At 56.6% G+C, this 23,565-nt stretch carries 20 protein-coding genes; 15 read left to right on the top strand and 5 right to left on the bottom strand.

The window, feature by feature from the left end; translation table 11 throughout:
* Positions 1-11: 11 nt before the first annotated feature.
* From CC94_RS0105920 to CC94_RS0105895, 6 genes are all read left to right on the top strand, one after another.
* Positions 12-2,351 carry a dynamin family protein gene (locus tag CC94_RS0105920; protein ID WP_031430172.1) on the top strand — a complete coding sequence of 780 codons (2,340 nt, stop codon included), beginning with the start codon at positions 12-14 and terminating at the stop codon, positions 2,349-2,351.
* Between the two features lie 120 nt (positions 2,352-2,471).
* Entirely contained in the window at positions 2,472-2,864 is a 393-nt protein-coding gene (locus CC94_RS23625; protein ID WP_157203383.1) for a hypothetical protein, read from the top strand.
* Between the two features lie 159 nt (positions 2,865-3,023).
* Entirely contained in the window at positions 3,024-3,683 is a 660-nt protein-coding gene (locus CC94_RS0105910) for a response regulator (RefSeq protein ID WP_031430171.1), read from the top strand.
* The gene (locus CC94_RS0105905) at positions 3,680-5,077 is read left to right on the top strand and encodes a sensor histidine kinase (protein WP_005368753.1); all 1,398 of its coding nucleotides are present in this window, start codon (positions 3,680-3,682) and stop codon (positions 5,075-5,077) included. Before CC94_RS0105910 ends, CC94_RS0105905 begins: the two co-directional genes overlap by 4 nt.
* Before the next feature lie 110 nt (positions 5,078-5,187).
* Positions 5,188-5,544 (top strand): YgiW/YdeI family stress tolerance OB fold protein, encoded by a 357-nt coding sequence (locus CC94_RS0105900; RefSeq protein ID WP_005368751.1) that lies wholly within the window; start codon positions 5,188-5,190, stop codon positions 5,542-5,544.
* 71 nt (positions 5,545-5,615) lie between these two features.
* The gene (locus CC94_RS0105895) at positions 5,616-6,374 is read left to right on the top strand and encodes a DUF2490 domain-containing protein (RefSeq protein ID WP_031430167.1); all 759 of its coding nucleotides are present in this window, start codon (positions 5,616-5,618) and stop codon (positions 6,372-6,374) included.
* Between the two features lie 104 nt (positions 6,375-6,478).
* Here CC94_RS0105895 and rnt read toward each other — a convergent pair whose 3' ends face one another.
* A complete protein-coding gene (gene rnt / locus CC94_RS0105890; RefSeq protein WP_031430165.1) occupies positions 6,479-7,108 on the bottom strand; it encodes a ribonuclease T in 630 nt (209 codons plus the stop codon).
* Between the two features lie 122 nt (positions 7,109-7,230).
* Here rnt and CC94_RS0105885 point away from each other — a divergent pair, with 122 nt between their 5' ends.
* The 3 genes from CC94_RS0105885 (at position 7,231) to CC94_RS22165 (ending at position 11,934) form a co-directional block, all read left to right on the top strand.
* Entirely contained in the window at positions 7,231-8,025 is a 795-nt protein-coding gene (locus CC94_RS0105885) for an MlaA family lipoprotein (RefSeq protein ID WP_031430163.1), read from the top strand.
* Positions 8,026-8,428: 403 nt separating this feature from the next.
* Complete coding sequence (locus tag CC94_RS0105875; protein ID WP_031430162.1) at positions 8,429-10,528, top strand: putative Ig domain-containing protein; 2,100 nt, start codon at positions 8,429-8,431, stop codon at positions 10,526-10,528.
* 50 nt (positions 10,529-10,578) lie between these two features.
* The gene (locus tag CC94_RS22165) at positions 10,579-11,934 is read left to right on the top strand and encodes an Ig-like domain-containing protein (protein ID WP_157203382.1); all 1,356 of its coding nucleotides are present in this window, start codon (positions 10,579-10,581) and stop codon (positions 11,932-11,934) included.
* Positions 11,935-12,101: 167 nt separating this feature from the next.
* On the opposite strand, the gene CC94_RS23620 is transcribed toward CC94_RS22165, so the two are convergent.
* The gene (locus CC94_RS23620; RefSeq protein WP_157203381.1) at positions 12,102-12,461 is read right to left on the bottom strand and encodes a hypothetical protein; all 360 of its coding nucleotides are present in this window, start codon (positions 12,459-12,461) and stop codon (positions 12,102-12,104) included.
* Positions 12,462-12,891: 430 nt separating this feature from the next.
* Between CC94_RS23620 and CC94_RS0105860 the strand changes: the two genes are divergently transcribed.
* The gene (locus tag CC94_RS0105860) at positions 12,892-13,686 is read left to right on the top strand and encodes an MEDS domain-containing protein (protein WP_031430158.1); all 795 of its coding nucleotides are present in this window, start codon (positions 12,892-12,894) and stop codon (positions 13,684-13,686) included.
* A 355-nt stretch (positions 13,687-14,041) separates the two neighbouring features.
* Here the strand turns inward: CC94_RS0105860 and CC94_RS0105855 are convergent, their stop codons facing one another.
* A complete protein-coding gene (locus CC94_RS0105855) occupies positions 14,042-16,966 on the bottom strand; it encodes a DEAD/DEAH box helicase family protein (protein ID WP_031430156.1) in 2,925 nt (974 codons plus the stop codon).
* Positions 16,963-19,110, bottom strand: a complete 2,148-nt coding sequence (locus CC94_RS24230; protein ID WP_005374785.1) for a DNA methyltransferase — start codon at positions 19,108-19,110, stop codon at positions 16,963-16,965. The genes CC94_RS0105855 and CC94_RS24230 overlap by 4 nt, the downstream gene beginning before the upstream one ends.
* 116 nt (positions 19,111-19,226) lie before the next feature.
* Here CC94_RS24230 and CC94_RS0105845 point away from each other — a divergent pair, with 116 nt between their 5' ends.
* Entirely contained in the window at positions 19,227-19,628 is a 402-nt protein-coding gene (locus tag CC94_RS0105845; protein ID WP_005374783.1) for a transcriptional regulator, read from the top strand.
* A gap of 93 nt (positions 19,629-19,721) precedes the next feature.
* On the opposite strand, the gene pyrC is transcribed toward CC94_RS0105845, so the two are convergent.
* Positions 19,722-20,768, bottom strand: a complete 1,047-nt coding sequence (gene pyrC, locus CC94_RS0105840) for a dihydroorotase (protein ID WP_031430153.1) — start codon at positions 20,766-20,768, stop codon at positions 19,722-19,724.
* A 105-nt stretch (positions 20,769-20,873) separates the two neighbouring features.
* Here pyrC and CC94_RS0105835 point away from each other — a divergent pair, with 105 nt between their 5' ends.
* The 4 genes from CC94_RS0105835 (at position 20,874) to CC94_RS22855 (ending at position 23,491) form a co-directional block, all read left to right on the top strand.
* Positions 20,874-21,131: an FmdB family zinc ribbon protein gene (locus CC94_RS0105835; protein WP_031430151.1), complete on the top strand. Its 258-nt coding sequence runs from the start codon at positions 20,874-20,876 to the stop codon at positions 21,129-21,131.
* Between the two features lie 83 nt (positions 21,132-21,214).
* Entirely contained in the window at positions 21,215-22,999 is a 1,785-nt protein-coding gene (gene aspS / locus CC94_RS0105830) for an aspartate--tRNA ligase (protein ID WP_031430150.1), read from the top strand.
* Positions 23,000-23,123: 124 nt separating this feature from the next.
* A complete protein-coding gene (locus CC94_RS0105825; RefSeq protein WP_031430148.1) occupies positions 23,124-23,315 on the top strand; it encodes a type II toxin-antitoxin system HicB family antitoxin in 192 nt (63 codons plus the stop codon).
* On the top strand, positions 23,315-23,491 hold the full coding sequence (locus CC94_RS22855) for a type II toxin-antitoxin system HicA family toxin (RefSeq protein WP_084675301.1): 177 nt from the start codon (positions 23,315-23,317) through the stop codon (positions 23,489-23,491). The genes CC94_RS0105825 and CC94_RS22855 overlap by 1 nt, the downstream gene beginning before the upstream one ends.
* Positions 23,492-23,565: the final 74 nt, after the last annotated feature.

The following is a 23,565-nucleotide window of genomic DNA, read 5'->3' as shown; positions in this document are numbered from 1 at the left end:
AAAGCATGATTATGGACTGGAAAACCGCCTCAACCCATTACGCCCACCAGCTTAAAACCGCTCTGGACGTGCGTCGCCATGCCTTGGATCTGCTTGAATTGGCATCCGTTGCCGAATTACGGATCACCCCTGAACAAAAAGACAAGCTGCGCAAGGCTGGTGAGCCGGCGGAAAAACTAATGCGGCGCCTGCAAAACGGCGAGTTCCGCATCGCCGTGGTCGGTTTGGAAAAAGCCGGCAAAAGCACTTTTGTTAATGCTTGGTTGGGCTGTGATCTGCTGCCCGCAAAAACCGCCCGTTGCACGTTTACTACGACGCAGATTTATTCCGTCCCGCACGATAGCGAACAGCGCCTGGAAACCTTGCCGAAAACCGAGCAAGAATTTTCGGCTTACCAGAAGGATTTACGCGAGCAAGCCGAGAGCCCGGATAAAAGCGCGGCGCAAAAAGCCGATAATGATTTAATGGTGATCGAACAACATCGCGGAACCTTGCATGAAATCATTCAAGAGGGCAGAAAAACCTACGGTTTCAGTCGTCTGGAAGAAGTGAAGGAGTCACTGACGCGTTATGTTGCCGACGAACGCTACGCCCATGCCATGCACGAAGCCCGGCTCTATACGTCCAGGCTGGCGGCGGTGGACGGCGTGGTATTCTACGACGTGCCGGGACTGGATTCCGGTTTGGCCAAGCATATCGAGGAGTCGAGGGATATGCTGGCCGATTGCGATGCGATTATTCTGGTGCAGCGCCGCGATATTGACCTGAAAGCGCACGAGCAGGATTTGATTAAATTCGGCGCGGAAGGCGATCCGTATTTGAAACTGGCCGATAAATTGTTTGTGTTTTGGGGACAAATCGACCTGCAACCTTCGCAACAGGTGCTGGACGACAACTGGCGGCAATTGCTGCAAAAATGGGCGGCGCAGCAAATACCGGAACAGCGCATCGTGCGCGGTTCCGCCGGGGCGCATTTGGTTTTGCACGGCTTTGACATTCCGCAAGTAGGCAGTTTTGAGCAAACGCTGCAAAAAATGCAGTCGTTGACCGGCATCGGCCAGCCCGACAAAGTGAAAAAGGCTACCGGCATTGACGAATTGCAACAGCGCATCCAGCATTACCTGGACAACGAACGCACCGCGTTGCTGAAAAAACGTTGCGACGGCATGATTAACGACATTGTTCTATCCGCCCGCGAAATTTATCAAACGGTCGCCGCCGTTTACCCGGAAGACCCGGCGCAAGCCCAACGCGCCCAGGAAAACAATAACCGCGAAGCGTTCAGCCAATGGTGGCATAACCGCTGGCAAAAAATCCGCGCCGACGTCAACAATCGCTTTCGGGACGGCAACGAACTTTCCGTGAAAAACCGGCAATTGTTTCGGGAGCGGTATGAAAACTTGGTCAGGGAAAAAATGAACGGCTTGCCCTCCAGGCAATTGGAAAAACGGCAGCAGATTTTCGATAGCGTCAGCAATCCTGTCTTTGATGCGGGCAAAGCCAATATTCATTGGCGGGAAGCATTGCATAGCGATGTCCGCCAGATGATTGCGGAGCTGGCGAAAAATCTGGCGTTGGAATTACAGCAGGAAGCCCTGGATGTAATCGGCGAACTGGAAAAACAATTATGGGGCAGCAAAGCCGTTAAAAAGCGCTTGATCGAGAATGACGAACAGTACGTCTTGCTGCTGGAACATAGCCTGAACACGTTATTTTTACGTTTTGCCCGGCCGGTGGTCGAATTGCTGATACGCGGGCCGGTAGGCAGCGATACCCGCAAGAAAGCGCGGGAAAATATCGGCGCGGATATTGAAATTATTGACAATTACTATTCCGGCGGCGAACCGGCTCTGGGACGGTTGAAACCCTACGTCAATCACGGCATCAAGTTGCTGACCGATGAGCAAGAGCGCCGGGAAGTGTTGGGGCCGACCGTCGGGCCGGCGCTTGAGGCTCTGATTGGCGCCAATGCCTTTGCCACCATCGCGGTTCATGCCGCCAAAACGCTGGCCGAGAACCTACCCTCGCCGGAAAACGGCGACGGCAAGGACGCGATGATCGCCGAAGTGGAAGCGGATTTAAGGGTATTGGAGCATTACTTGATTTACGGCATTTTCGAGGCTTCCGGCTTTTCTGCGTTTTGCCAGCAAGAACTGGATCAGTTGCGCGATACCTTTTTAGACCCAAGCCGAACTTGGGCGGGAACCGTGCAAAACGAATGGCTGGAGGGCAATCCTGAATTGCTGAGAGAATTGCCGCCGACACTGCAAACTTTCAAGTTCGACACCGAAACCAGCGATCGGTTAAAGCAATTGGGGATAGCGTTGAACGCTATAGCCGGCATACATTAAACGGGCTGCGGGTTACGCTGCTGCCAGTCTCCGACATTCTAACAAGTTATTGAAAAATTAAGTCGTAACAGTCAGTCAATCTTGATATGGCGGCTAAGTAGCCTATATAGAGGAATTTACATGAACGGTGTTGGTTTGGCTACTCAATACAGAATGCGACTCACGCAGGAAGAGCGTACCGATTTAGAAGATAGGGTTTATAAGGGAAAAATAGCGGCGTATAAAAGATTATATGCCCCAATTTGCTCAAGGCCGGTGTCTGCGATGCCGGTGAAAAAAGGACCGATAGTGAAATCCGTGAGGCTTTGGGCATTTCAACGCATACCGTTGAACGCGTTAGGTAGCGTTTACATGAAAGGTTGGAGGCGGTACTCAACTGAGCTTTATCCTCGGGCCGAACGGATTATCTGGATGGTGGATAATTTAAATATGCATGCCGGTGATCCATTGCATAAATTCTTCGCGCTTGAAGCCGTGGATGCCGAAGGCGATCCGCCAATCCAAAGACGATAAAAACACAAAGCTTGATTTATCGCTCCAAGCTCACAGAAACCGGTCGGCATCATGGCCCGTTCCCAATGGCAGACCAGGTAAACCGGTTCCGCCTTACGGGGCAATGATCAATCCTTGAACAAGTCTTTCAAAACCGGTATAGCCCGCCTTCGATAGATTATGCGTATCCTGCTCGCCGAAGACGATCCGTCGTTAGGCGCCACCCTGCAATCCTGGCTGCAACTCGACGGCTATGCGGTCGATTGGGTTAAACGCGGCGACCATGCCGAATTGGCGTTGCGTACCCAATCTTACCAATGTCTACTACTCGACCGTGGTTTGCCGGGATTGAGCGGAGACCGTTTGCTCTCCGGCCTGCGGGCTCATGGCAACGACATGCCGGTATTGCTGATTACCGCCCGCGACGCCTTGTCGGACCGCATTGCGGGCCTTGATCTCGGCGCCGACGATTATCTGGTGAAACCTTTCGACTTGGAAGAATTATCGGCGCGCCTCCGCGCCGCTATCCGGCGCGGCTCCGGGCAGGCCGCCGGCGTGCTGCGTCACGGCGGCATCGTGCTTGACCCGGCAGGCAAACAGATTACCCAAAACGGGGCGGCCGTCGTGTTGACGGCACGAGAATTCGCCATCCTCCATGCCTTAATGCTGCACGGCGGCCGGCCGGTCAGTCGCGATCGGCTCGAAGACGCCCTGTACGGCTGGGGCGAGGAAGTGGAAAGCAATACGGTCGAGGTACACATTTACCACCTGCGCAAAAAGCTGGGGCGCCGCCTGATCCGCACCCTGCGCGGCCTGGGTTATGTGCTGGAAGCGCCGTGACCGGTTGGCTTTCGCAATGGCTGCGCGGCAAGACCGGCGGCGTTTATTCGCTGCGTAGGCGATTGTTGGTTTCGGTGCTGGGGGCCAGCGCGCTGTTATGGTCGATCAGTTTGGCGATCATGGTCAATATTGCCTGGGACGAAACCAACGATGTGTTCGACGACGGTCTGGAAGACGCCGCGCAATTGATTCGCGCGGCCGGAGCCGATTTGTCCGGGCCGGCCGTGGCGAATACCGACCCGATAGACCGCGACCGCCGCCATGCCGGCATTTATTACCAACTCGTCGCCAACAACCGCGTATTGCGCCGCACCGGGCCGACCCCCGATGAACCGTTCGTGACCGATTTCGATCGGCACAAAGGGTTTCGAACCGCATGGGTCGGCATGGCGCCGTGGCGGGTATTCGTCTTGCGCGACGAAGAGGGCGGCCTCGAAGTCCAGGTCGGCCAGCCGCTGGAAGCACGCACCGAAATTCTCGAAGAATTGGCGGACGATCTGATCTGGCCGGCCATGACGTTACTGGCATTACTCGGCGCGGTTATCTGGCTGGCGATCAGCCGGTTGATCGGACCGATCGAACAAACGGCGTTGACCATCGCCGGCAAGACGCCGGAAGACTTGACGCCGGTGGCGGTTGTCGAACAACCGGTGGAATTGCAACCGATCGTCAATGCGCTCAATACCGTGTTGGGCCGTTTGGACCATGCGCTGCAAGCCGAACGCCGCTTCACCGCGGACGCCGCCCACGAATTGCGCACGCCGCTGTCCGCGCTGCGGATGAAGATCCAGTTGCTGGAACGGCAGCATCCCGAGCATCGGCCGTCGTTACGCCAGCTCTACCAGGACACCGACCGCTGCACCGCGCTGATCGAAAATCTGCTGGCGCTGGCCCGTTTCGATGCCGCCCAGGCGTCGGCATTGCCGCGCGAACCTGTGGCGTTGCCGGATTTGCTCGACGAACTGCGCTGCTATCATTTGCCCCAAGCCGAAACCGGACAGATCGGGTTGGCCGTGGAGTGCCGCGTGGCGGCATTAGTCGGCAACACGGATCTGTTGCGTATCGCGCTGCGCAATTTGCTCGACAACGCGCTGCGTTACTGCCCGCCGGGGTGCCGGGTGCGCATCGAAGCGCAGTATATTGCCGGCGGGATACGTCTGGCGGTGCGCGACGACGGTCCGGGAGTCGAAGCATCCCAGCGCAGTCGGCTGGCCGGGCGTTTTTTTCGGGTGCTCGGCAGCGACCGGAGCGGTAGCGGCCTAGGGCTGTCCATCGTCGAGCGCATTGCCGCGCTGCACGGCGCCACGCTGCATTTCGAGACCGGCCTCGATCAACGCGGCTTGAGCGCAGTGCTGGACTTTCCCATCGCCGGGCAGGAAAAAAACGCCGTTTAGCTTCATATTCGCTTCATCGCCGCATGGTCAAATGGTTGCCACGATCCCGGTGCATACCCACGTTTGTACGGGACGTGCCTTTCATTTATCGATTATTTGGAGAAGCAGCCATGAAACGCTTATCGACCTTAACGACCTTGATTATTCTCGCTTTCGTTGCCAATGCCGCGCTGGCGGAATACGCCGGCCCAAGCAATGTGCCGGCCATGACCGTCAAGCAATTGCTGGATACCGGCACGGACGACCAATACGCGACCTTACGCGGCCGGCTAGTGTCGCACGACGGCGGCAAACATTACACCTTTGCCGATGACAGCGGTAAATTGCGCGTGGAAATCGAACCGCAACTGCTGCCGGCCGGCCAAACCCTTGACGCCAAGACCCGAGTGGAAATCAGCGGCGAGTTCGACAAAGACTTCGGCGAGGCGGAAGAATTGGAGGTCAAACAACTCAAAGTGTTGCCTTGATTTATCCAGGGAACGGCTGGCTTCGCTCCGTTCCCTTTTATGAATTTTGCAAAACAATACGGATGCCAACGATGTCCGGAATCGTTAGCAAAGCGCTAAACAATCTTCATTTCCACAAATTGCCCGCCAGATCGGCTGGGTTCGTCCTGCTGGCGGGCAGCCTGTGGGGGGCAACGGCACAAGCCGATTCCGTGGAAAACATGGCGGGCAGTTGGAGTTCGCTCACTCTTTCCGGAAAGCTCGGCGATTTCTCTCCCGGGCTTCGGGGATTCCGCTGGACCCTTATCGATCAGACGCGCCTGCGGGACGACAGTCCCTCTGCCTGGCGCCTCAACGAAGACCAGTTCTATGCGCAGATGGGCTTTTCCGTCAATTCCTACGCCAGCGTCTGGCTGGGCTATGTCCATGATTGGCATCATTCTCTCGGCAAGACCGACTACCACGAAAGCCGGCCCTACCAGGACCTGCTGTTCGACTTTCCGGTCGCGCGCTTCAAGGCCAAGCTCCGCACCCGTCTGGAAGAGCGGGTCAACCAGTCTACGGGCAACGTGGGTATCCGTCTGCGACAAATGGCCACGCTCCGGCTTCCCCTGGCATTCATCGATCCGAAACTGTCGCTGTACTTGGGCGACGAGGTGCTCTGCCATCTGAACGCCAATAGTTTCGGGGCGACGGGTTTCAGCGAAAACCGCGCGATGGCGGGATTCAGTTTCCAACTCAACCGGCAGCTCGGCGTGGACATGGGGTATGTGGGGCAAACCATTCAGGAAACCGGCGGTGACACAGTTCTCACGCATAACGTGAATGCCAACCTGAGTTACCGGTTTTAATGTCGTAAGGCCGAACCCCGTAAGGCGGATTGCCCCGGCAACCGCTCCATGCAGTCCGTGGCGGCATCCTCCCTACACGCTTTGACCTCATGCCTGCACCGCGCTTAAAGTTTCCCTGCCGCCGTTTCCAGTTGCTTCCACCGGTTCACGATCTTGCAGAATAGCGCGGCGGTCATTTCCGCATCGTACAGCGCCGAATGGGCCTTCTCGTTGTCCCATTCGAGGCCGGCGGCTTTGGCGATTTTGGCCAGTACCGTTTCCTGATAGGCGAGACCGCCCAGCGTGGCGGTGTCGAAGGTGCTGAACGGATGGAACGGGCTGCGTTTGTTTTGCGTGCGCTGAATCGCCGCATTCAGGAAGCTCAAATCGAACGCCGGATTGTGCCCGACCAGGATGGCGCGGGTGCAGAGATTGCGTTTGACCGCCTGCCGGATGGGTCTGAAAATCATGTGCAGCGCTTCGTCCTCGTCGATCGCCATCCGGAACGGATGATACGGATCGATGCCGTTGAATTTGAGCGCGGACTCGTCGAGTTCGGCATTTTTGAACGGAATCACATGGGTGGAATAACGTTCGGTGATCTCCAGATCACCTTCCGCGTTGAATTCTACGATGACTGCCGCAATTTCCAGCAAGGCGTTCTTCTTCGGATTAAATCCGGCCGTTTCGATGTCTATAATGACAGGTAAATAACCTCTAAAACGTTTGCCTAGAGGAAGTGAGGATATATCCATTAAAAAGGGAATTAAGCGGGTTGATAGAATGAGGCCGTGGTGCGCTCGAAGAGCGATTACGTTTGTGATATGTTACGCAAAGTTTAGCGGTATTGAAACCATAGCGAAATAGAGAGAGCCAAATGCAAAAGTTTAAGATACTCATGAAAGGGGCAATATTGGGCTTGGCATCGTTAGCGGCCGGTTGCGCGAGCGCACTGAAGGATGAGCGCGATCCGTGGGAAGGGTTTAATCGCAACATGCAATCCTTTAACGACAATCTCGACGACTACGTGATGAAACCGGTCGCGCAAGGTTATCAATGGATCACTCCCCACTTCGTCGATCGCGGGATTACCAATTTTTTCAGCAATATCGGCGATATCGGCGTCACGATCAACGACTTGCTGCAGATGAAAATGGCTCAGGGCGGGCAGGACGGCGCGCGCTTTCTGGTGAATACGACGGCCGGCCTTGCGGGTTTTATCGATGTGGCCTCGATGATCCACCTGCAAAAACATAACGAAGATTTCGATCAGACGCTGGGTTATTGGGGCACTCCGACCGGCCCTTATCTGGTGCTGCCGTTTTTCGGCCCCAGTTCGCCGCGCGGCGTGGGGGGCTTGATGGGCGATGCGGCGATGAATCCGATCAGTTACGTGAGTTTGGGCTTGTCTACCGGTATTTCCACCGCCATATCCGGTGGTCTCTTCGCGACGAATGCGGTCGACTTTCGTGCCGACAACCTCACCTCCGAGAAGATTGCCACCGAAGCGGCGTTGGACCGTTACGAGTTCTTCAAGAACGCCTATCTCCAGCAGCGCGAATATCTGGTGCACGACGGCAAGATTCCGCAGGACAAGGCGCATGAAGAGTATCACTTCAATATCGATGAAGAGCTGGATAAGGAGTTGACTCCGCCCGTCAGCCCTTATTGACCGGGACCGTTTCCCCGGTGCTTCGGAAACCTGACGCCCGAATACCCGGAAGGAGGTTCCCTACCGCATGTCATGCCGTTGCGCTGGCCGCGCATGTGAGCCGGCCCGCGCAGTAGTGGGCAGGCGATCCTGGCTTCCGCCGATCCTTTGTATTGTCCTCGCTCGATCCCAATTATTTCGGCGATCCCGAGGATTTGCGCTGCCTGGTGGCGGGTGCGGGAACCCGAGCATTTTTCATGGCCGCGTTTCTTTAAGAAAAATGCAGCGTTTCGGGTTGGTCTTACTGGCCGTAGTTTCGAGAAATAGGGCGTCTTTCATTTGTTGGGGTCATAATTTCGGATATCGAAGTGCGGTATCGTCAACAGAAAATATAAAACAATCACAACTTTATTGAGGAGACGAGATGAGCGCGACATTAATCGGTACAGCCAGTGGGAATATAGATGTACAAGGCGATCACGACTGGATCAAGGCCATCTTGAACGGAAATACGCTCTATCGAATCACGACCGATATAGGCATCGATTTGGGCGAACTGGGATTCATTCCGACAGGGCTGCTGAGCGTCTACGATGCAAGCGGAAACCCGGTCGGGCAAGCGGGCGTGCAACTGGGATTCATGCCGTCGGTCACCGGAGTTTATTATATCGATGTCAGCGGATTGCTGCTTACGGAAGGCAGCGGCTATACGCTAACCCTGGCCTCTTCTCCCGACGATTATACCGATAACGAGACGACGAGCGGTACGATTGCCGCCGGCGGCAGTGCGGCAGGCTCGCTAAATGTCGTCGGCGATCGCGATTGGTTTAAAGCCACGTTGGATGCGAATACCCTGTATCAGGTGAGCGCCGAGTATACCGCCGCAAATCCCGGCGATAGCACCTGGATTTCCATTTTCGACGCCGACGGCAACGTGGCTTCCGGGTTGGGTGCGGCATTCATGCCGGCGACCTCCGGTAACTACTACATCAGCGTCAGCGGCACGGCAGAAGGCGATTATGCGCTGAATCTGAGCGAATCGCCGGACGATTATACGAACAATCCGACCACGACCGGTATGATCGAAGTCGGCGGCAACGCGACCGGCATACTCGATATTCCGGACGATCAGGACTGGTTCAAAACGACCCTGAGCGAAAATACGCTGTATACGATGTCCGTCAATTATACGGAGGCCGGTGACCAGGATGTCGGATGGGTGTTCGTGTACGATGAGAACGGCGTGCCGGTCGGCGTGGCGGGAGGCAGTTTTATGCCGTCGGCTTCCGGCACTTACTATCTTGGCGTCGGCGGCACGGCGGCCGGTGCCTACACGCTGAATCTGACGTCGTCTCCGGACGATTATACCGACAATGCCTCCACGACCGGCACGGCTGCGGTCGGCGAAAGCGCCACGGGCATTATCAATGCGGACGGCGATCGCGACTGGTTTCAGGTCACTTTGAACGCGAATCAATTGTACGCCTTGTCGGCCGACTATACGGCGGCTGGCGAGCAGGACACGGCGCTGGTGTTCGTTTATGATGAAAACGGTCTCCCGGTCGGTGTGTCGGGTTCCAGTTTCATGCCGGCGGTTTCGGGGACTTACTATCTCGGCATCAGCGGGACTGCGCCGGGAGGTTATACGTTGAACGTTGAGGCGTCGCCGGACGACTACACCGACAATACCACGACGACCGGCACGATCGAAGTCGGCGGCAGTGCAAGCGGTATTTTCAACCTGGCGGGCGATCAGGATTGGTTCAAAGCCGCTTTGCAGGCGAATACCCTGTATGCGGTCACTTCCGATTCCGGGAGTGCGTTTTTCGTCATCTACGATGCGAGCGGCAACATCGTAGGGCAAACGGACGCAATTGGCACGAAACTCGGCTTTATGCCGGCGGCGTCCGGCGATTACTATATCGGCATCCGAAGTTTGACGGCGGGCGGTAATTACACGATCGATTTGGCGGCAGTAGACGACGATTATGCCAACAACCCGACGACTGCCGGAGTGATCGATACCGGAGTCGTCATTGATCCGAACACGCCGCCGACCCTCGAACATGCGCTTGCCGACCAAACGGCCGCCGAAGATAGCGTTTTCAGCTATTCGGTACCTGAGGACAGTTTTGCCGATGCGGACGCCGCCGATACGCTGTCCTATGCCGCGGCATGGGTCGACGGGGCGGGCGCACCGGTAGGCAGCGGGGCGCTGCCCGGATGGCTGGCGTTCGATGCCGAATCCAGAACTTTTACCGGTACTCCCGGAAACGGCGAGGTCGGCCAAATCCATGTCAAGGTCACGGCGACGGACAGCCAGGGCGCCAGCGTAGCCGGCACCTTTACCTTGACCGTTACGAATGTGAACGATGCGCCGGCTGCCGACGATGTGACGGTCAACGACATGGAAAATGCCGATTCCGTGAAAGTGACACTTCAGGGCAGCGATGTCGATAGCAGCGTGCAATACCTGGTGCTGAGTTTGCCGGCGCACGGCACGCTTTACAGCGTGCGGCCCTGACGGCGCCGGTTGTTGTCGGCGTGGCGTTTGGCGGGAACGAATTATATTTCGTGCCCGACGCCAATTGGAACGGTTCGACCGCTTTCGATTATAAAGCGACCGACGGCGCATTGGAGTCCGCCGCGAGAACCGCGACAATCAACATTGCCGAGGTAGATGTGGCGCCTGTCGCGAATGAGGTGTCCGTCGACGGTGAGGAAGATGCCGTTTCCATCGCGATCCAGTTGTCGAGCAATAACAATGCCGCCATTTATAAAGCCGCTTCATTGCCGCAGAACGGGACCTTGTACCAGGATGCCGCGCTCACTCAGGCGGTCGCGGTCGATACGCCGCTTGCCGCCGCCGTACTGTACTTCGTTCCGGACCACAACTGGAACGGGTCGTCCGACTTCGCTTATACGGCCACGGACGGAGCGGCGGCGTCGGAGCCGAAAACGGTTACGATCCAGGTGGCGCCGGCGAACGATTCGCCGACCGGCGCCGTTACTATCAGCGGGCAAACGTCGGAAGGCCAGACGCTGACCACCGGCAATACGTTGGCCGACCCCGACGGCCTGGGCGCCATCGGTTATCAATGGTTGAGAAACGGCGATCCGATTTCGGGCGCGAACACTTCGAGCTACGTCATAGGCCAGGACGATTTGGGGCAAAGCCTGTCCGTGCAGGCGAGTTATACCGATGGCGCAGGCACCCTGGAATCGGTACTCAGCAATAGCCTTGCCATTCTGCCTGCGGTCAATGTGACCGGACAGCCCGTTAAAGGCACGTTGAAGGGAAGCGACGGCGGCGACGTCTTCGACAGTGCCGCCGCGCCGGGAGCCAAGCTGGCCGGCGGGAAAGGGGACGATACTTATATCGTTCACGATGCGGGCGCCAAGATAAAAGAAGCCGGCAAACAAGGCAGCGATACCGTCTATTCCGATGTCAGCTATACCTTGCCGAATAACGTCGAGAATTTGATCCTTACCGGCACGGGCAACATCAGCGGCAAGGGCAATGCGTTGAACAACGTCTTGATCGGCAATGCCGGAGACAACATACTGAACGGCGTGAAAGGCAACGATACCTTGACCGGCGGCGCCGGTTCGGACCGCTTCGTTTTCGACACCCCGCTCAATGCAAAGAAGAATGTCGACACGGTCACCGACTTCGTTTCGAACGAAGACAAAATCGCCTTGAAAGCTTCGCTGTTCAAAAAACTGGGGCCCTCGATCGAGGCATCCGAAATCTGGTTCAAAGCCTCCGGCGAGGCGCAAGGCCAGAAAGCCTATCTGGTCTATGATGCAAATACCGGGGTATTGGCCTACGACAAAGACGGTGGCGGCAAGGCGGCGGCCGTCGAAATAGCCTTGATAGGCGTTCAGGCGCATGAAGAGCTGCAGGCGTCCGATTTTGTGATGATTTAACATTGCGTTTGGCGTCCATTTCCAAGCCTCGTTGGCTGGTTGGTCAAGGAGGCTTTTTTATGCGCAATCGCTTTTTCTCGCTTTTCTTTTGCATAATGATGAGTCATTCATAATGGTCGTTTGGTAAATCGACCCGAATTTGGGATAAGCCGTTAGGTCTGAGACAGTCAAATTGAATGCGAACTGAGCGCTGCATCGGCGTTGCCCCATCCACTAATTGCAGAGCAAATCCCCCTTGCCCCCTTTTTCAAAGGGGGGATGTCGCCAGCATGCCCGCTCTCTTTATCAAAGGAAGATGTCGGTTGGGCCATGGTTGAATCGACTCCTGCCCTCGCCCCTTTGACCATGCAGCTTCCCCTCTTTTGAAAAGGGAGCGCTGGAGCATTGGCTACATCGACAACAATAGCGTGTGACAATACCGCTTTCCCCCCTTTGAAAAAGGGGGCAGGGGGATTTATATAAACTGCTTTCACAGCATAACAGCCTTTAGCACTTAATCCGCATGTGACTTTGATAAATGAGTGCATGGGTTTGTCGTTTCTTATCCCGAACTCAGGTTAAATTAATGCTTTTTCATAGTTGTACACAATGGTAAAGTTGAACCATAAATAAATGCTTTTCGGTGGTCTTTACGCCCTTCTTAAGGTTCGAGTCAGGAGAGGAAGCCATGACGAGTGCGGCAGAACTCCATAACGACGAGACCGCGGACTACATCGGTCGCGCCCGGGACGCGCAGTAGCGCATTAAAGAACCGCAGGAGTAGGTCGACGGCGGGCTGGTCAAGCAAGCCGGCCTACAGTTCCGGAACGCCGGCCTATGGCGTTGGCAACAGCGTCCATGTGGTCGATGAGACCGCCGATCTCGACGAAGCGGTGCTGTTTAGGAGCTATCTCGCGCCGGATCAGACAGGCGGCGTAAAAAAGCGGACAACCTAATTATTTTTAGCGAGTTTTCGAGATGGGCGATAAAGAAAGATTGATGACGATCAGCGAAGCGGCCGACTTGTTGAAGGTAAGCAAGGCCTCGCTCAGAAGATGGAGCAACAGCGGGGTGCTGAAGAGCTACCGGGTCGGCAATCGTAGCGAAAGACGCTTCAAACTCGCCGATTTGCTGGCTTTCGTGACGACCGCAAACGGCACCTCATCGCTGCTGGAAACTTCCGGAAATGCCGCGGCTTCCACTGAGAAGGCGGAGGCTGCTTTCCTGGGGCGCGAGCCGCGCAAACATATCTGTGCGTTTTACAAAAGTCCGAGAGAACAATGGCAGTTTTTCCGCTCCCATTTCCTCGACCACATCGGGGGCGACGCCCGCATCGTCTATTTGTACCACGGCGACAGCCAGCGCGTGATCAACTGGATCCGGAGCGAGGGGCTGGATTTTGAAGCCTCGCGGGGAGACAAGCGATTACTGCTGCTGTCCACGGCCGAATCCTACAGCATCGGCGGCTTTTTCAACACCGCGCGGATGCTGGAGTTCTGGCGGAACATCGCCGCCGAAGCCAAAGCGGACGGCATCAAAAAGCTGCTGCTGACCGGAGAGATGGGCTGGGCCCATACGGATCTGCCGGGACACGAACAGCTGATCTCCTATGAGGCCGAGCTTGACCAGATGCTCGAATCTCATCCCTGGATCACCGTGGTGTGCCAGTATCCGGTTTATCAGATCTCGGGGGTTACGGTGTATGACAATCTTTGTGTGCATACGCATGTGCAGCTATCGGATCGCCTCGCGCCTTGCTTTTCGCCTTTGTGACGGTTTTGTAAGCTGGTAGGGCGGATTCGCCGCCAGGCAATCCGCCACACATAGCTTTGAAGTCTATTGGTGTTTTGCTGTCGCGAAAACACCCTACAACGCTGGTAGGGCGGATTCGCCGCCAGGCAATCCGCCACACATAGCTTTGAAGTCTATTGGTGTTTTGCTATCGCGAAAACACCCTACAACGCTGGTAGGGCGGATTCGCCGCCAGGCAATCCGCCACACATAGTTTTGAAGTCTATTGGTGTTTTGCTATCGCGAAAACACCCTACAACGCTGGTAGGGCGGATTCGCCGTCAGGCAATCCGCCATCGCTTTGAAGCCTTCGGCGTTTTGCTATCGCGAAAACGCCCTACAGCTCCGATTTCAGGCGGTTCTGCGAATCGTGCAAAACCGGCGCGCTTAGGCGGGCGAAGTCGCAAAGCTCGGCCAGGCGCTCGCCTTTATGCCGCCATTCGTAAAACAGGCTTTCGCCCAGCGGCGCATAATGCCATGTCAAATGCGAACGCTCTTTGCCCGGCAACGCGTTGATCCTCTCGCACCAGGCCGCCGCCGCTGTCAGTTTTCTTTGCGCGTTCGGCGATGAAATCTGCGCTTGCGCCTGGGTTTCCACCAGATAAACCGCCTGGCCGGTACGCAGCAGAAAATCCGGCGCATAAAACGCGAACACGCCGTCTTCCCTGACATAGCGCCGCTTCGCAAAATCATGCCGGGTTGCGCTGATTTTACAAAATGCCCGGACGCTGTCGTCGAGGTTCGCCCACTCGATCAAGGCTTTCTCCAGGTCGCCATTGCGGGCGGCATAGGGCAGGCGCGGATAAATGCACTTGTCGACCGCAAGCGAACAGCTTTCCCGCATCGGCCATTGGTTAAGCTCCGACAGGCGCCGGTAATGCACTTCGCCCGTACTACCGGCATGCGTTTGCGCCGCTTCGAGCAAAGCCGGCGCCATTACTCGGGTGATGTGGTCGACGACCGGCTGCAACAGCAGCAGGCGCCAGTTTTCACCGTCAAAAGGCTCGAACGGCCGGCCGAACAAGCGTTCGCGAATATAGCTTTCCAGCCATCCGGCCAATTCGGCGGTATTGACTTGCTGATAAGGGGCGGCAATCCGGCTGCCTTTCGGTAGCGGCCGGCTGAGCGCCTGGGCAAGACGCCGGGTGAGGCGCGACAGAAAATCGTTATAGCCCGTTACCTTTATCACCGCGCCGTCGATGCGGTAATCGCCGAACAGCGCGCTGCTTTGCAAATCCCGGGAGACGAACGCATCGCCTTTGCCGAGCATCGCCTTCAGTTGCGCCGGGCTCAACGCGGAAAACGGCGGCAGCTTGCCAATAGCGAGTTCCCGATGTTCCAGCCACGCTTCCGCCTCATGCAAAATGAACGGTATCGCGAAATCGAACGCCTCGAAGCCTTCGCGCAAGTTGACCGAAATCATGTCGCCGACGCCGCTGGCGGTATGCCGTTCTTCGCCGACGGTTCCCGCCAAACCTTCCTGCAGCCATTCCGCGTAAAACGGCGCGAACGCCGGATGCTCGACGATCCAGAGAATATCGATCAGGCTGTCCGGTTCCCGGCCGCTGGCGATGCGTTCGCGGTTTTCACGCTTGCTGTCGGCGAATTCAGGCTCGCGCCACATCAGCCGCAAGCCGCGGCCGATGCTCTGTTCCAGTAAAACCGGCGCTTGCGAGGAACGCAGCGGCACGATCACGCAGATGTTGTTGACGTCGAAACCTTCGCGCAGCATCGATACGCTGACGATGATGCGCGGCGTAGCATGCCGGTCGACCTCGAACAGGCGTTCACGCACCCGCGCCCAGTCCTGTTCGCCCAGTTCGACCTTTTTGCCGGAGTCGATCGCGATGATATCCATTTCCGCCAGTCCTTCCGCGCGGAAGAAATTCACGACCCGCGGCAACACCGCCGCGTCTTCGCAGATCACCAGCATTTTCGGATGCCGGTTGGGATCGAGGCGGGCGAAACCGGCTTCCAGCTGGCGTAGCTTCTGCAAGCCGGCGCGCAGCATCACCCGCTGGCCTGCGCTTAAGATCGGATTGCCGTTCTCGTCGCGTTCGGCCTTGAATTCCAGCGGCAGCGCGCCGATTTTCTTGCGTTTATCCAATACCGGCGACTTTACCAGGCCCTGCCGCAGCGCGGTTTTCAGGTCGAAATCGGCGATGATGTGCGGAAAATACACCTTGCGTTTGTTTTTGCCGGAACCCACGGTGTTATAGGGCGTCGCCGAAAAATCCACTTGCATGAAGCGGCGGTCCTTGTTCTCGGCGATCCGCGTCAGGCTCGGTTGCCATTCCACCTCGGTGGTTTCGCTCTCGCGCTTGAGGTCGTGAATGTGAAGCGCCGCGTGGTTGAACACCATGAGCTCCGGCAGGCCGGCCAGAAAATCCAGTACGTCGCCGCGTGCGAAACGTTTGTCCAGCACGTCGAGACTATTCCCCGCCGCTTTGCCCGGCATGACCGGCAGCAGGGCGTTGACGACCGCTTGCGGGTCGGGCGCGGCGCCCGGCGTTTCCAGTTTGGTTTCGCCGAAGGCTTCCGTGCCGGCTTCCCGAAGCAAGTGCCAGTCGGCAATCGCGATCATGCCGTTGCCGGTGGTTTTCAGGCCGATTTCGGTTTTGTCGCAGACATTGCCGCGCACGAAATGGAACACCGCCTCGCGATGGTTTTCCGGCACGAACAGCTCGGCGTATTGCGCGATGTCCGAGGTCGCGAAATCGCGCCCGCCCTCCGTCTGCTTGCCGCAGAATGCATCCAGCAGGCGGTCGTAAGCGATCAAGCCGGGGGTTACGATCAGAAAATGCCGGGTAAAACGCGCGTCGTCCACGCCTTCCGCGAGCGCCGCGTTCTTGTTCAGCAACTGCCAGATCAGCAAGGCCTGCAGCACCCAGGTCTTGCCGGTGCCGGCCGCCATTTTCAAGCAGTATTTCGGATGCCGGTGCTTGCTTTGCGATACTTCGGCCAAACGCGTGCCGGTCGATAGCGTAGCGGGCGCGGCCTGTCGATAAAGGCTTTGCAAGTCGGCAGCGGCATAAATTTCGTGGGCGGTGATAGTATTCAAAATCGCCTGTTTTTGCCCCGGATGAAAATTCAGGCTTCGTATCGCACAGGCTTCCTCGCCGAACCACCCGTGTAAAAGCGCGGCCGTGGTCGGCGTGACCTGGTCGAAAATAGCGGCAACGCCGTTTTCGAGGCCGATGCACAATTGCCGGGTTTGGTCGGTCAGCCCGGCAGCCAGCGCCAGTTGCGAATTGCCGCTCATGCGTCTACCTCGACGACGACTTCCGCTTCAAAGCCGAACACGTCCACCGCCCGCACGCACACCTTGCGGCTGCCGTTTTTGGCTGGCACGACGAGCCAGGCCAAGGTCGCCACACGCAGCGGGTCGTCGTTGTCGCCGCGATAATTCTGCCAGACCGAGCGGAACAGTTTGCCGTCGTAATCTGGGTCCACCGCCCAGTATTCGAGCAGCGCCAACGGTTCGCTGTCGATGATGCCGTGCAATTTGGCGCGGTTGGTTGCGTCGAGGTTGATGGCTTCCGGGGAGAGCAGGATGTAATTGTCGAGGGCGACGGATAAGATTTCGTCTTCGCCTTGCCGCTGCCTTTGCACCGGTTTGATGGTCAGATATTGCAAGCCGGCGAAACGCACGGCGCCTTTCAGCTTGTCGAGGCCGCCTTTCTTTCTCAGCCGGTCCGGCAAATCCGGCGGAATCACCCGGACTTCCAGGCGGTCGTCGTTCAACGCGGCAAGGGTTTCGCCGATGGATGGCTCGAAATTCCAGCCCAGCACCACGACTTTATCCCAGCCGCCCATCAGTGTGTCGCGCTGGGCGATGGCTTTTTTCAGCGTCGCCGCGCCGGTGAGTTTGTTGGGAGAATCGGCGTAGACCAAGGTTTTATTTTTTGCCTCGGCACTTGTGTAGGTCGGGTTAGGCGTAAGCCGTAACCCGACGTTTGCGGCTTCGACTAGTCGGGTTACGCTGTCGCTAACCCGACCTACGGACGCTGCGCCTGCGGGGAGATAACCCAGATTGTGCTCCGGATTGTCTTCCGGCGCCAGCGGCAGCGCGCCGAACAGTTGCAGGACGATTGGCGCCAGCTCGCCGATTTTGGATTGCTGTCCCAGCGATTTAGTGGCTTCGGCCTGATAATCGCCGATGGCCTGATACAAAAACGGCCGGGCGTTCCGGTCGATCAGGCGCTTGCGCATGATCATGCAGGCCGGTTTGCCGAGATCGGCGGTAATCCAGCGGCGGCCCAACTTCTCCGCGACCGCGGCGGTGGTGCCGGAACCGCCGAAGAAGTCGGCGACTAAACCTTTTTCGGGGCAGGCATGTTGAAGAATTCGTTTGAGCAATTGTTCAGGTTTTTGTGTTGCGTAGTCGACGCGTTCAATCGCGGCGGGGTTGATCATGGAGATATTCCAAATACCGCCATCCCATACATCGGCCAGTGAGCTTCCGGTCGCCTCACCATCTGCACGGGTTGCGGGGCGCTTACCCGACTCATCAAAAACGGTTTGCCGTTTCTTTTCTTTCCCTGGTTTTAAAGTCCCCGCCGGCTGTTCTTGAAATTCGGTAATGAAGTGACGATTTTCCGCATTTTTCCCATACCAAAAAATGGTGTCGTGGTTACGTTGGAAGTTTTTTGATTGAGGAGACCATTTTCGGTAATGCCAAATGATCTCGTTAATGAAATGATCCTTCCCGAACACCTCGTCCAGAACCAATTTTACATAATGCCCCACATGCCAATCCAGATGTACATAGATCGAGCCGGTGTCGCGCAATAGCTCGCGCATCAGGATCAGGCGCGGCGTGATCATCGCCAGATAGGACGCCGTGCCGTCCGCCCAGGTATCGGAATAGGCGAACTGTTCGATCACGGCCGGTTTTTGTTCCAGTTCCATGCCGGGCAGGGTGATTTTGGTGCGGCAGTCGGCTTTGGAATCGAACGGTGGGTCGATGTAGATCAGATCGATTTTGCCGCGCAGGCTGGGCGTCTCGTCGTCGCCGGCCAGCAGTGCGGCCATCGCCAGCAGATTATCGCCGTGGATCAGGCGATTGCGCCAAGTTTGATCCGATGTGTAGGTCGGGTTACGACTTGCAGGGATGCCACCATTAAAGGGTGGTCTATGGACAGAGCTAGAGCAATGCAGGAGCAATTGCCGAGGCGTTAGCCGTAACCCGACATTTGTGGCTTCGACTTGTCGGGTTACGCTATCGCTAACCCGACCTACGCTTTGAAACAAATCATTCTGGGTATTGTCTCTGGCAGACAACACCCATTCGCGGGTTTGCAGTGTGATGCGGTGACGGCCTTCCAGGCTTTCCAATATTTTTTCGGCAGTTTGCCGCCCTTCGGCGACGATGCCGGGAAGTTGTTCGAGCAGGCCTTTTGCCATGTTTTCATCCTGAGACGGCAAACCCAAACGGTTAAACCAAGAGTTCAATTAAAAATTTAACAAATAATACAACAAAAAGTTGGATGGGATGGCTATAAAAATTTAACTTTTTGTTCATGAATGAAAAACTCGAATTCGCCGAACGGCTGCGCAAGGCCATGCTGTCCGCAGGCTATGAAGCCCGTCCCGCCGTGCTGGAAAAAGGTTTCAACAGCCGCTATTGGGGGCGGTCGGTGTCGTTTCAGGCGGTTTCGCGCTGGTTGCGCGGCGAGGCGATTCCTTCGCAGGATAAGTTACAGGTGCTGGCGGAGTGGTTGAAAGTCGAGCCGCATGCCTTGCGTTACGGCGAAGAGGCGGCGCTGTCGATACGCGAAAAACGGAAACAATGGGAGGAAGCGCTGGATTACGGGGAAAGGGAGGCGATCGAGCAATATCTGAGTTTGCCCGCCCCGCAGCGCAAGATCGTCCGCGAGGTTATCAGCGCCTTTGCCCAGGTATATTCCGGGAAAAACCCGTAGCGCGTTAAGGCGGAATAAGTTTTGGAGTGGCAAAGCCCGGCTTTACGACTCCGATAAAGCCGTTCCTCATGCAAGGACTTAATCCGAGCTTCTTCAGACTCGAACAGTGGCTTGCAGCTTCCATGTCAAGGATTCTCCTGCTTTCAACGGCGTAATGGCGATGTCGCCGTCGTTATAAACACCGGGCACCTGCCAGGCCGATTTTTCCAGCGTCACTGTGCCCCGGTTTCTCGGCAGCCGGTAAAAATCGGCCCCGTAAAAGCTCGCGAAACCTTCCAGTTTGTCCAAGGCGCCGGCCTTTTCGAAAGCTTCCGTATACAGTTCGAGCGCTAAAGGCGCGCTGAAACATCCCGCGCAACCGCAGGCGTTTTCTTTCAGAGAAGTCAGATGCGGCGCGCTGTCGGTGCCGAGAAAGAACTTCGGACTGCCGCTGGTGGCAGCTTGAACCAGCGCCTCCCGGTGCTGTTCGCGCTTCAGGACCGGCAGGCAATAAAAATGCGGACGGATGCCGCCGGCCAGAATCGCGTTGCGGTTATATAAAAGGTGTTGCGGTGTGATTGTGGCGGCGATGCGGGGTCCTTGCGCTTTTACGAAATCGACTGCCTCGCGCGTGGTCACATGCTCGACGACGATGCGCAGCGCCGGGAAACGATCGACGATTCGGGCCAGCCGGGTCTCCAGGAAGACGCGTTCCCGGTCGAAGATGTCGCACGTTTCGTCGGTTACTTCGCCGTGAACCAATAGCGGAATGTCCTGTTTTTCCATTTCTTCGAACAACGGATAGGCGGCCTCGATATCCGCCACGCCTGAGTCGGAATTGGTCGTCGCCCCGGCCGGATAGAGCTTGAATGCGTGCACATGCTCCGAGGTGGCGGCTTTGCGGATTTCTTCAAGCGAAGTCGATCCGGTCAGGTACAAGGTCATCAAAGGCGTAAAATCGAGCCCTGCCGGAATCGCCTGCAGAATTTCCTCGCGGTAGGCTAACGCTTGTTCCACGGTTGTGACCGGCGGCTTCAGGTTCGGCATGATGATCGCGCGGGCGAACTGGCGGGCGGTGTGCGGCAGTACCGCTTTCAACAGCGCGCCGCTCCGGACGTGCAAATGCCAGTCGTCGGGCCGGTTGAGGGTTAATTTCTTCATTTGAAAGGCCATTTTCTTGTAGAATAACCTTATATTCTATCTTAGCCACTTGAAAAATACGCGCCTAGCCTTATCTCAAGTATTGTTTTTTTACCGGAGTCATCCATGCCAATCTACGAATATCAGTGCCAATCCTGCGGGTACGAGCACGAAGCCTTGCAAAAACTTAGCGACCAGCCGCTGATTCATTGCCCGGCGTGCAGCCAGCCCGATCTGATCAAAAAAATTTCCGCGGCCGGATTCCGCTTGAAAGGCGGCGGCTGGTACGAAACCGACTTCAAGAGCGGCGCGAAGAAGAACGTCGCGGGCGAAAGCACGGAAGCGTCCAAGCCGCACAGTTGCAGCGGCAGCTGCAGCCACTGATGGTTTGAACAAGCCGGCTTGAATTCAGCATGATAAGCCGTTAATATCGGCGATTTTTTCGGATTGACAGGAACAACACCACCATGCGTACGCACAAGTGCGGGGAATTAACGAAACAACATACCGGCCAGACCGTCGAATTGTGCGGTTGGGTGCATCGCCGCCGCGACCATGGGGGGGTCATTTTTATCGATCTCAGAGACCGTACCGGCTTGGTGCAGGTCGTTTTCGATCCGGATGTGCATGAAGCGTTCTCCCTGGCCGAACATGTGCGCAGCGAATATGTGCTGAAAGTCAAAGGCAGCGTGCGCGGGCGTCCCGAAGGGACGATCAATCCGAATATGGGCACCGGCGAAATCGAAGTGCTGGTGAGCGAGATGGTCGTGCTAAACGAGTCCGAAACGCCGCCGTTCCCGGTCGAAAGCGAGATCGAGGTCAACGAGGAACTGCGCCTGCGCTACCGCTATATTGATCTCCGCCGTTTTGCGATGCAGGAAAAGATGAAAGTGCGTCGTGACGTGGCGCGGGTGCTGCGCAACTTCCTGGACGATCATGAGTTCTTCGAAATCGAAACCCCGTATCTGACCAAGGCGACCCCGGAAGGCGCGCGCGACTATATCGTGCCGAGCCGGACACATGAAAACGCGTTCTTCGCGCTGCCGCAATCGCCGCAGTTGTACAAGCAGATTCTGATGGTCGCGGGCATGGACCGCTATTATCAGATCGTGCGCTGCTTCCGCGACGAGGATTTGCGCGCGGACCGCCAGCCCGAGTTTACCCAGCTCGATATCGAGACCTCGTTCATGGACGAAGACGAGATCATGCACATCATGGAAGAGATGATCCGCCAGCTGTTCCAGAAAGTGATCGGCGTGAACCTGGGCGCGCATTTCCCGCGCATGACCTATCAGGAAGCGATTTCGAAATACGGTATCGACCGGCCGGATCTTCGGATTCCTTTGGAATTGGTCGATATCGCCGAGGACATGAAAAATGTCGATTTCAAGGTCTTTTCCGCGCCGGCGAACGATCCTCAGGGCCGCGTGGTCGCGATGCGCCTGCCGAAAGGGGCCGACCTGAGCCGGAAGGAGATCGACGATCTGACCAAGTTTGTCGGCATCTACGGCGCGAAGGGGCTCGCTTATATTAAGGTCAACGATCTGGCTGTCGGGGTCGAAGGCCTGCAATCGCCGATCGTGAAGTTTGCGCCGGCCGAAGTCTGGGACAACGTGCTCGCGAAGACCGGCGCGCAAAACGGCGACCTGATCTTCTTCGGTGCGGACAAGGCTTCCATTGTGAACGAGGCGATGGGCGCGCTACGCGTGAAGCTCGGCCACGATCTGGGCCTTTTGGAAGGCGAGTGGAAGCCGGTCTGGGTGGTCGATTTTCCGATGTTCGCGTGGGACGAAAAGAGCCGACGCTATACGGCTATCCACCATCCGTTTACCGCGCCGAAGTGTTCCATTGAAGAATTGCAGGCGAATCCCGGCGAGGCCTTGTCGCGCGCTTACGACCTGGTGCTGAACGGCACCGAAGTCGGCGGGGGTTCGATCCGTATCAACCGGCCGGCGATGCAGCGGGCCGTCTTCGAAATTCTCGGCATCAAGGAAGACGAAGCGCGCGAAAAATTCGGCTTCCTGCTCGATGCCTTGAAATACGGCGCTCCGCCACACGGCGGTCTGGCGTTCGGTCTGGACCGTCTGGTCATGCTGATGACCGGCTCGACCTCGATCCGCGACGTGATCGCATTCCCGAAAACGCAGTCGGCAGCTTGTCCCTTGGTCAGCGCGCCGGCGGTCGTTCCGGAGGAACAATTGCGTGAGTTGGGTATCAAACTGGTCAAACAGCCGGGCAAAGAGAAGGCTTGATGTAGGGTGGGTTCGGCGCGCCACGCAAAAATTTTGGGGTTTAAGCGTTTTTTCCGCGCGCCGAACCCACCGTTCGAAGCCGCAGCCCTGTCCGCGTCGGGGAAGTCTGTGAGGTATCAAAGTGATGAAAACGGTGAGTTATACCTATTGGAAAAGCAAAGATTTCTTTCTGGGCTTTATCAATGATTATCCGGACTATATTACTCAGGGCGAAACCAAAGAGGAATTGCAGGAGAATCTGAAGGATTTGCTGGCTGACCTCGAAAGCAATGAAATTCCGTATATTCGCAAGGTAGAACAAATGCACGTGGCCTGATGAAAAGAAAGGATTTGATACGGTTCCTTGAAGCAATGGGTTGTAAATTGAAGCGGTACGGCGGAAAACATGATTGGTATGTCAATGAAGAAACTCAACAATCGCAACCGGTGCCGCGGCATGGCGAAATCGATGAATATTTAGCCAAGTCAATCATTAAAAAATTATCCAAATAGGGTTAGAACAAGAATTTTGATAAAGAGATATCAACTTTGGAGAACGGATCGGCGTTGGCGCATCCGTCAATACT

The organism is Methylomicrobium agile (assembly GCF_000733855.1).
Lineage (GTDB): Bacteria > Pseudomonadota > Gammaproteobacteria > Methylococcales > Methylomonadaceae > Methylomicrobium > Methylomicrobium agile.
The sequence above is the reverse complement of the archived record's forward strand: the minus strand, read 5'-3'. Positions and strand labels throughout refer to the sequence as shown.

What these genes read in the sequence shown, in the direction of transcription:
- CC94_RS0105920 (WP_031430172.1), top strand. Translation starts at nt 12, where the DNA reads ATGGACTGGAAAACCGCCTCAACCCATTACGCCCACCAGCTTAAAACC.
- CC94_RS23625 (WP_157203383.1), top strand. Translation starts at nt 2,472, where the DNA reads ATGAACGGTGTTGGTTTGGCTACTCAATACAGAATGCGACTCACGCAG.
- CC94_RS0105910 (WP_031430171.1), top strand. Translation starts at nt 3,024, where the DNA reads ATGCGTATCCTGCTCGCCGAAGACGATCCGTCGTTAGGCGCCACCCTG.
- CC94_RS0105900 (WP_005368751.1), top strand. Translation starts at nt 5,188, where the DNA reads ATGAAACGCTTATCGACCTTAACGACCTTGATTATTCTCGCTTTCGTT.
- CC94_RS0105895 (WP_031430167.1), top strand. Translation starts at nt 5,616, where the DNA reads ATGTCCGGAATCGTTAGCAAAGCGCTAAACAATCTTCATTTCCACAAA.
- rnt (WP_031430165.1), bottom strand. Translation starts at nt 7,108, where the DNA reads ATGGATATATCCTCACTTCCTCTAGGCAAACGTTTTAGAGGTTATTTA.
- CC94_RS0105885 (WP_031430163.1), top strand. Translation starts at nt 7,231, where the DNA reads ATGCAAAAGTTTAAGATACTCATGAAAGGGGCAATATTGGGCTTGGCA.
- CC94_RS0105875 (WP_031430162.1), top strand. Translation starts at nt 8,429, where the DNA reads ATGAGCGCGACATTAATCGGTACAGCCAGTGGGAATATAGATGTACAA.
- CC94_RS23620 (WP_157203381.1), bottom strand. Translation starts at nt 12,461, where the DNA reads ATGCACTCATTTATCAAAGTCACATGCGGATTAAGTGCTAAAGGCTGT.
- CC94_RS0105860 (WP_031430158.1), top strand. Translation starts at nt 12,892, where the DNA reads ATGGGCGATAAAGAAAGATTGATGACGATCAGCGAAGCGGCCGACTTG.
- CC94_RS0105855 (WP_031430156.1), bottom strand. Translation starts at nt 16,966, where the DNA reads ATGAGCGGCAATTCGCAACTGGCGCTGGCTGCCGGGCTGACCGACCAA.
- CC94_RS24230 (WP_005374785.1), bottom strand. Translation starts at nt 19,110, where the DNA reads ATGGCAAAAGGCCTGCTCGAACAACTTCCCGGCATCGTCGCCGAAGGG.
- CC94_RS0105845 (WP_005374783.1), top strand. Translation starts at nt 19,227, where the DNA reads ATGAATGAAAAACTCGAATTCGCCGAACGGCTGCGCAAGGCCATGCTG.
- pyrC (WP_031430153.1), bottom strand. Translation starts at nt 20,768, where the DNA reads ATGAAGAAATTAACCCTCAACCGGCCCGACGACTGGCATTTGCACGTC.
- CC94_RS0105835 (WP_031430151.1), top strand. Translation starts at nt 20,874, where the DNA reads ATGCCAATCTACGAATATCAGTGCCAATCCTGCGGGTACGAGCACGAA.
- aspS (WP_031430150.1), top strand. Translation starts at nt 21,215, where the DNA reads ATGCGTACGCACAAGTGCGGGGAATTAACGAAACAACATACCGGCCAG.
- CC94_RS0105825 (WP_031430148.1), top strand. Translation starts at nt 23,124, where the DNA reads ATGAAAACGGTGAGTTATACCTATTGGAAAAGCAAAGATTTCTTTCTG.
- CC94_RS22855 (WP_084675301.1), top strand. Translation starts at nt 23,315, where the DNA reads ATGAAAAGAAAGGATTTGATACGGTTCCTTGAAGCAATGGGTTGTAAA.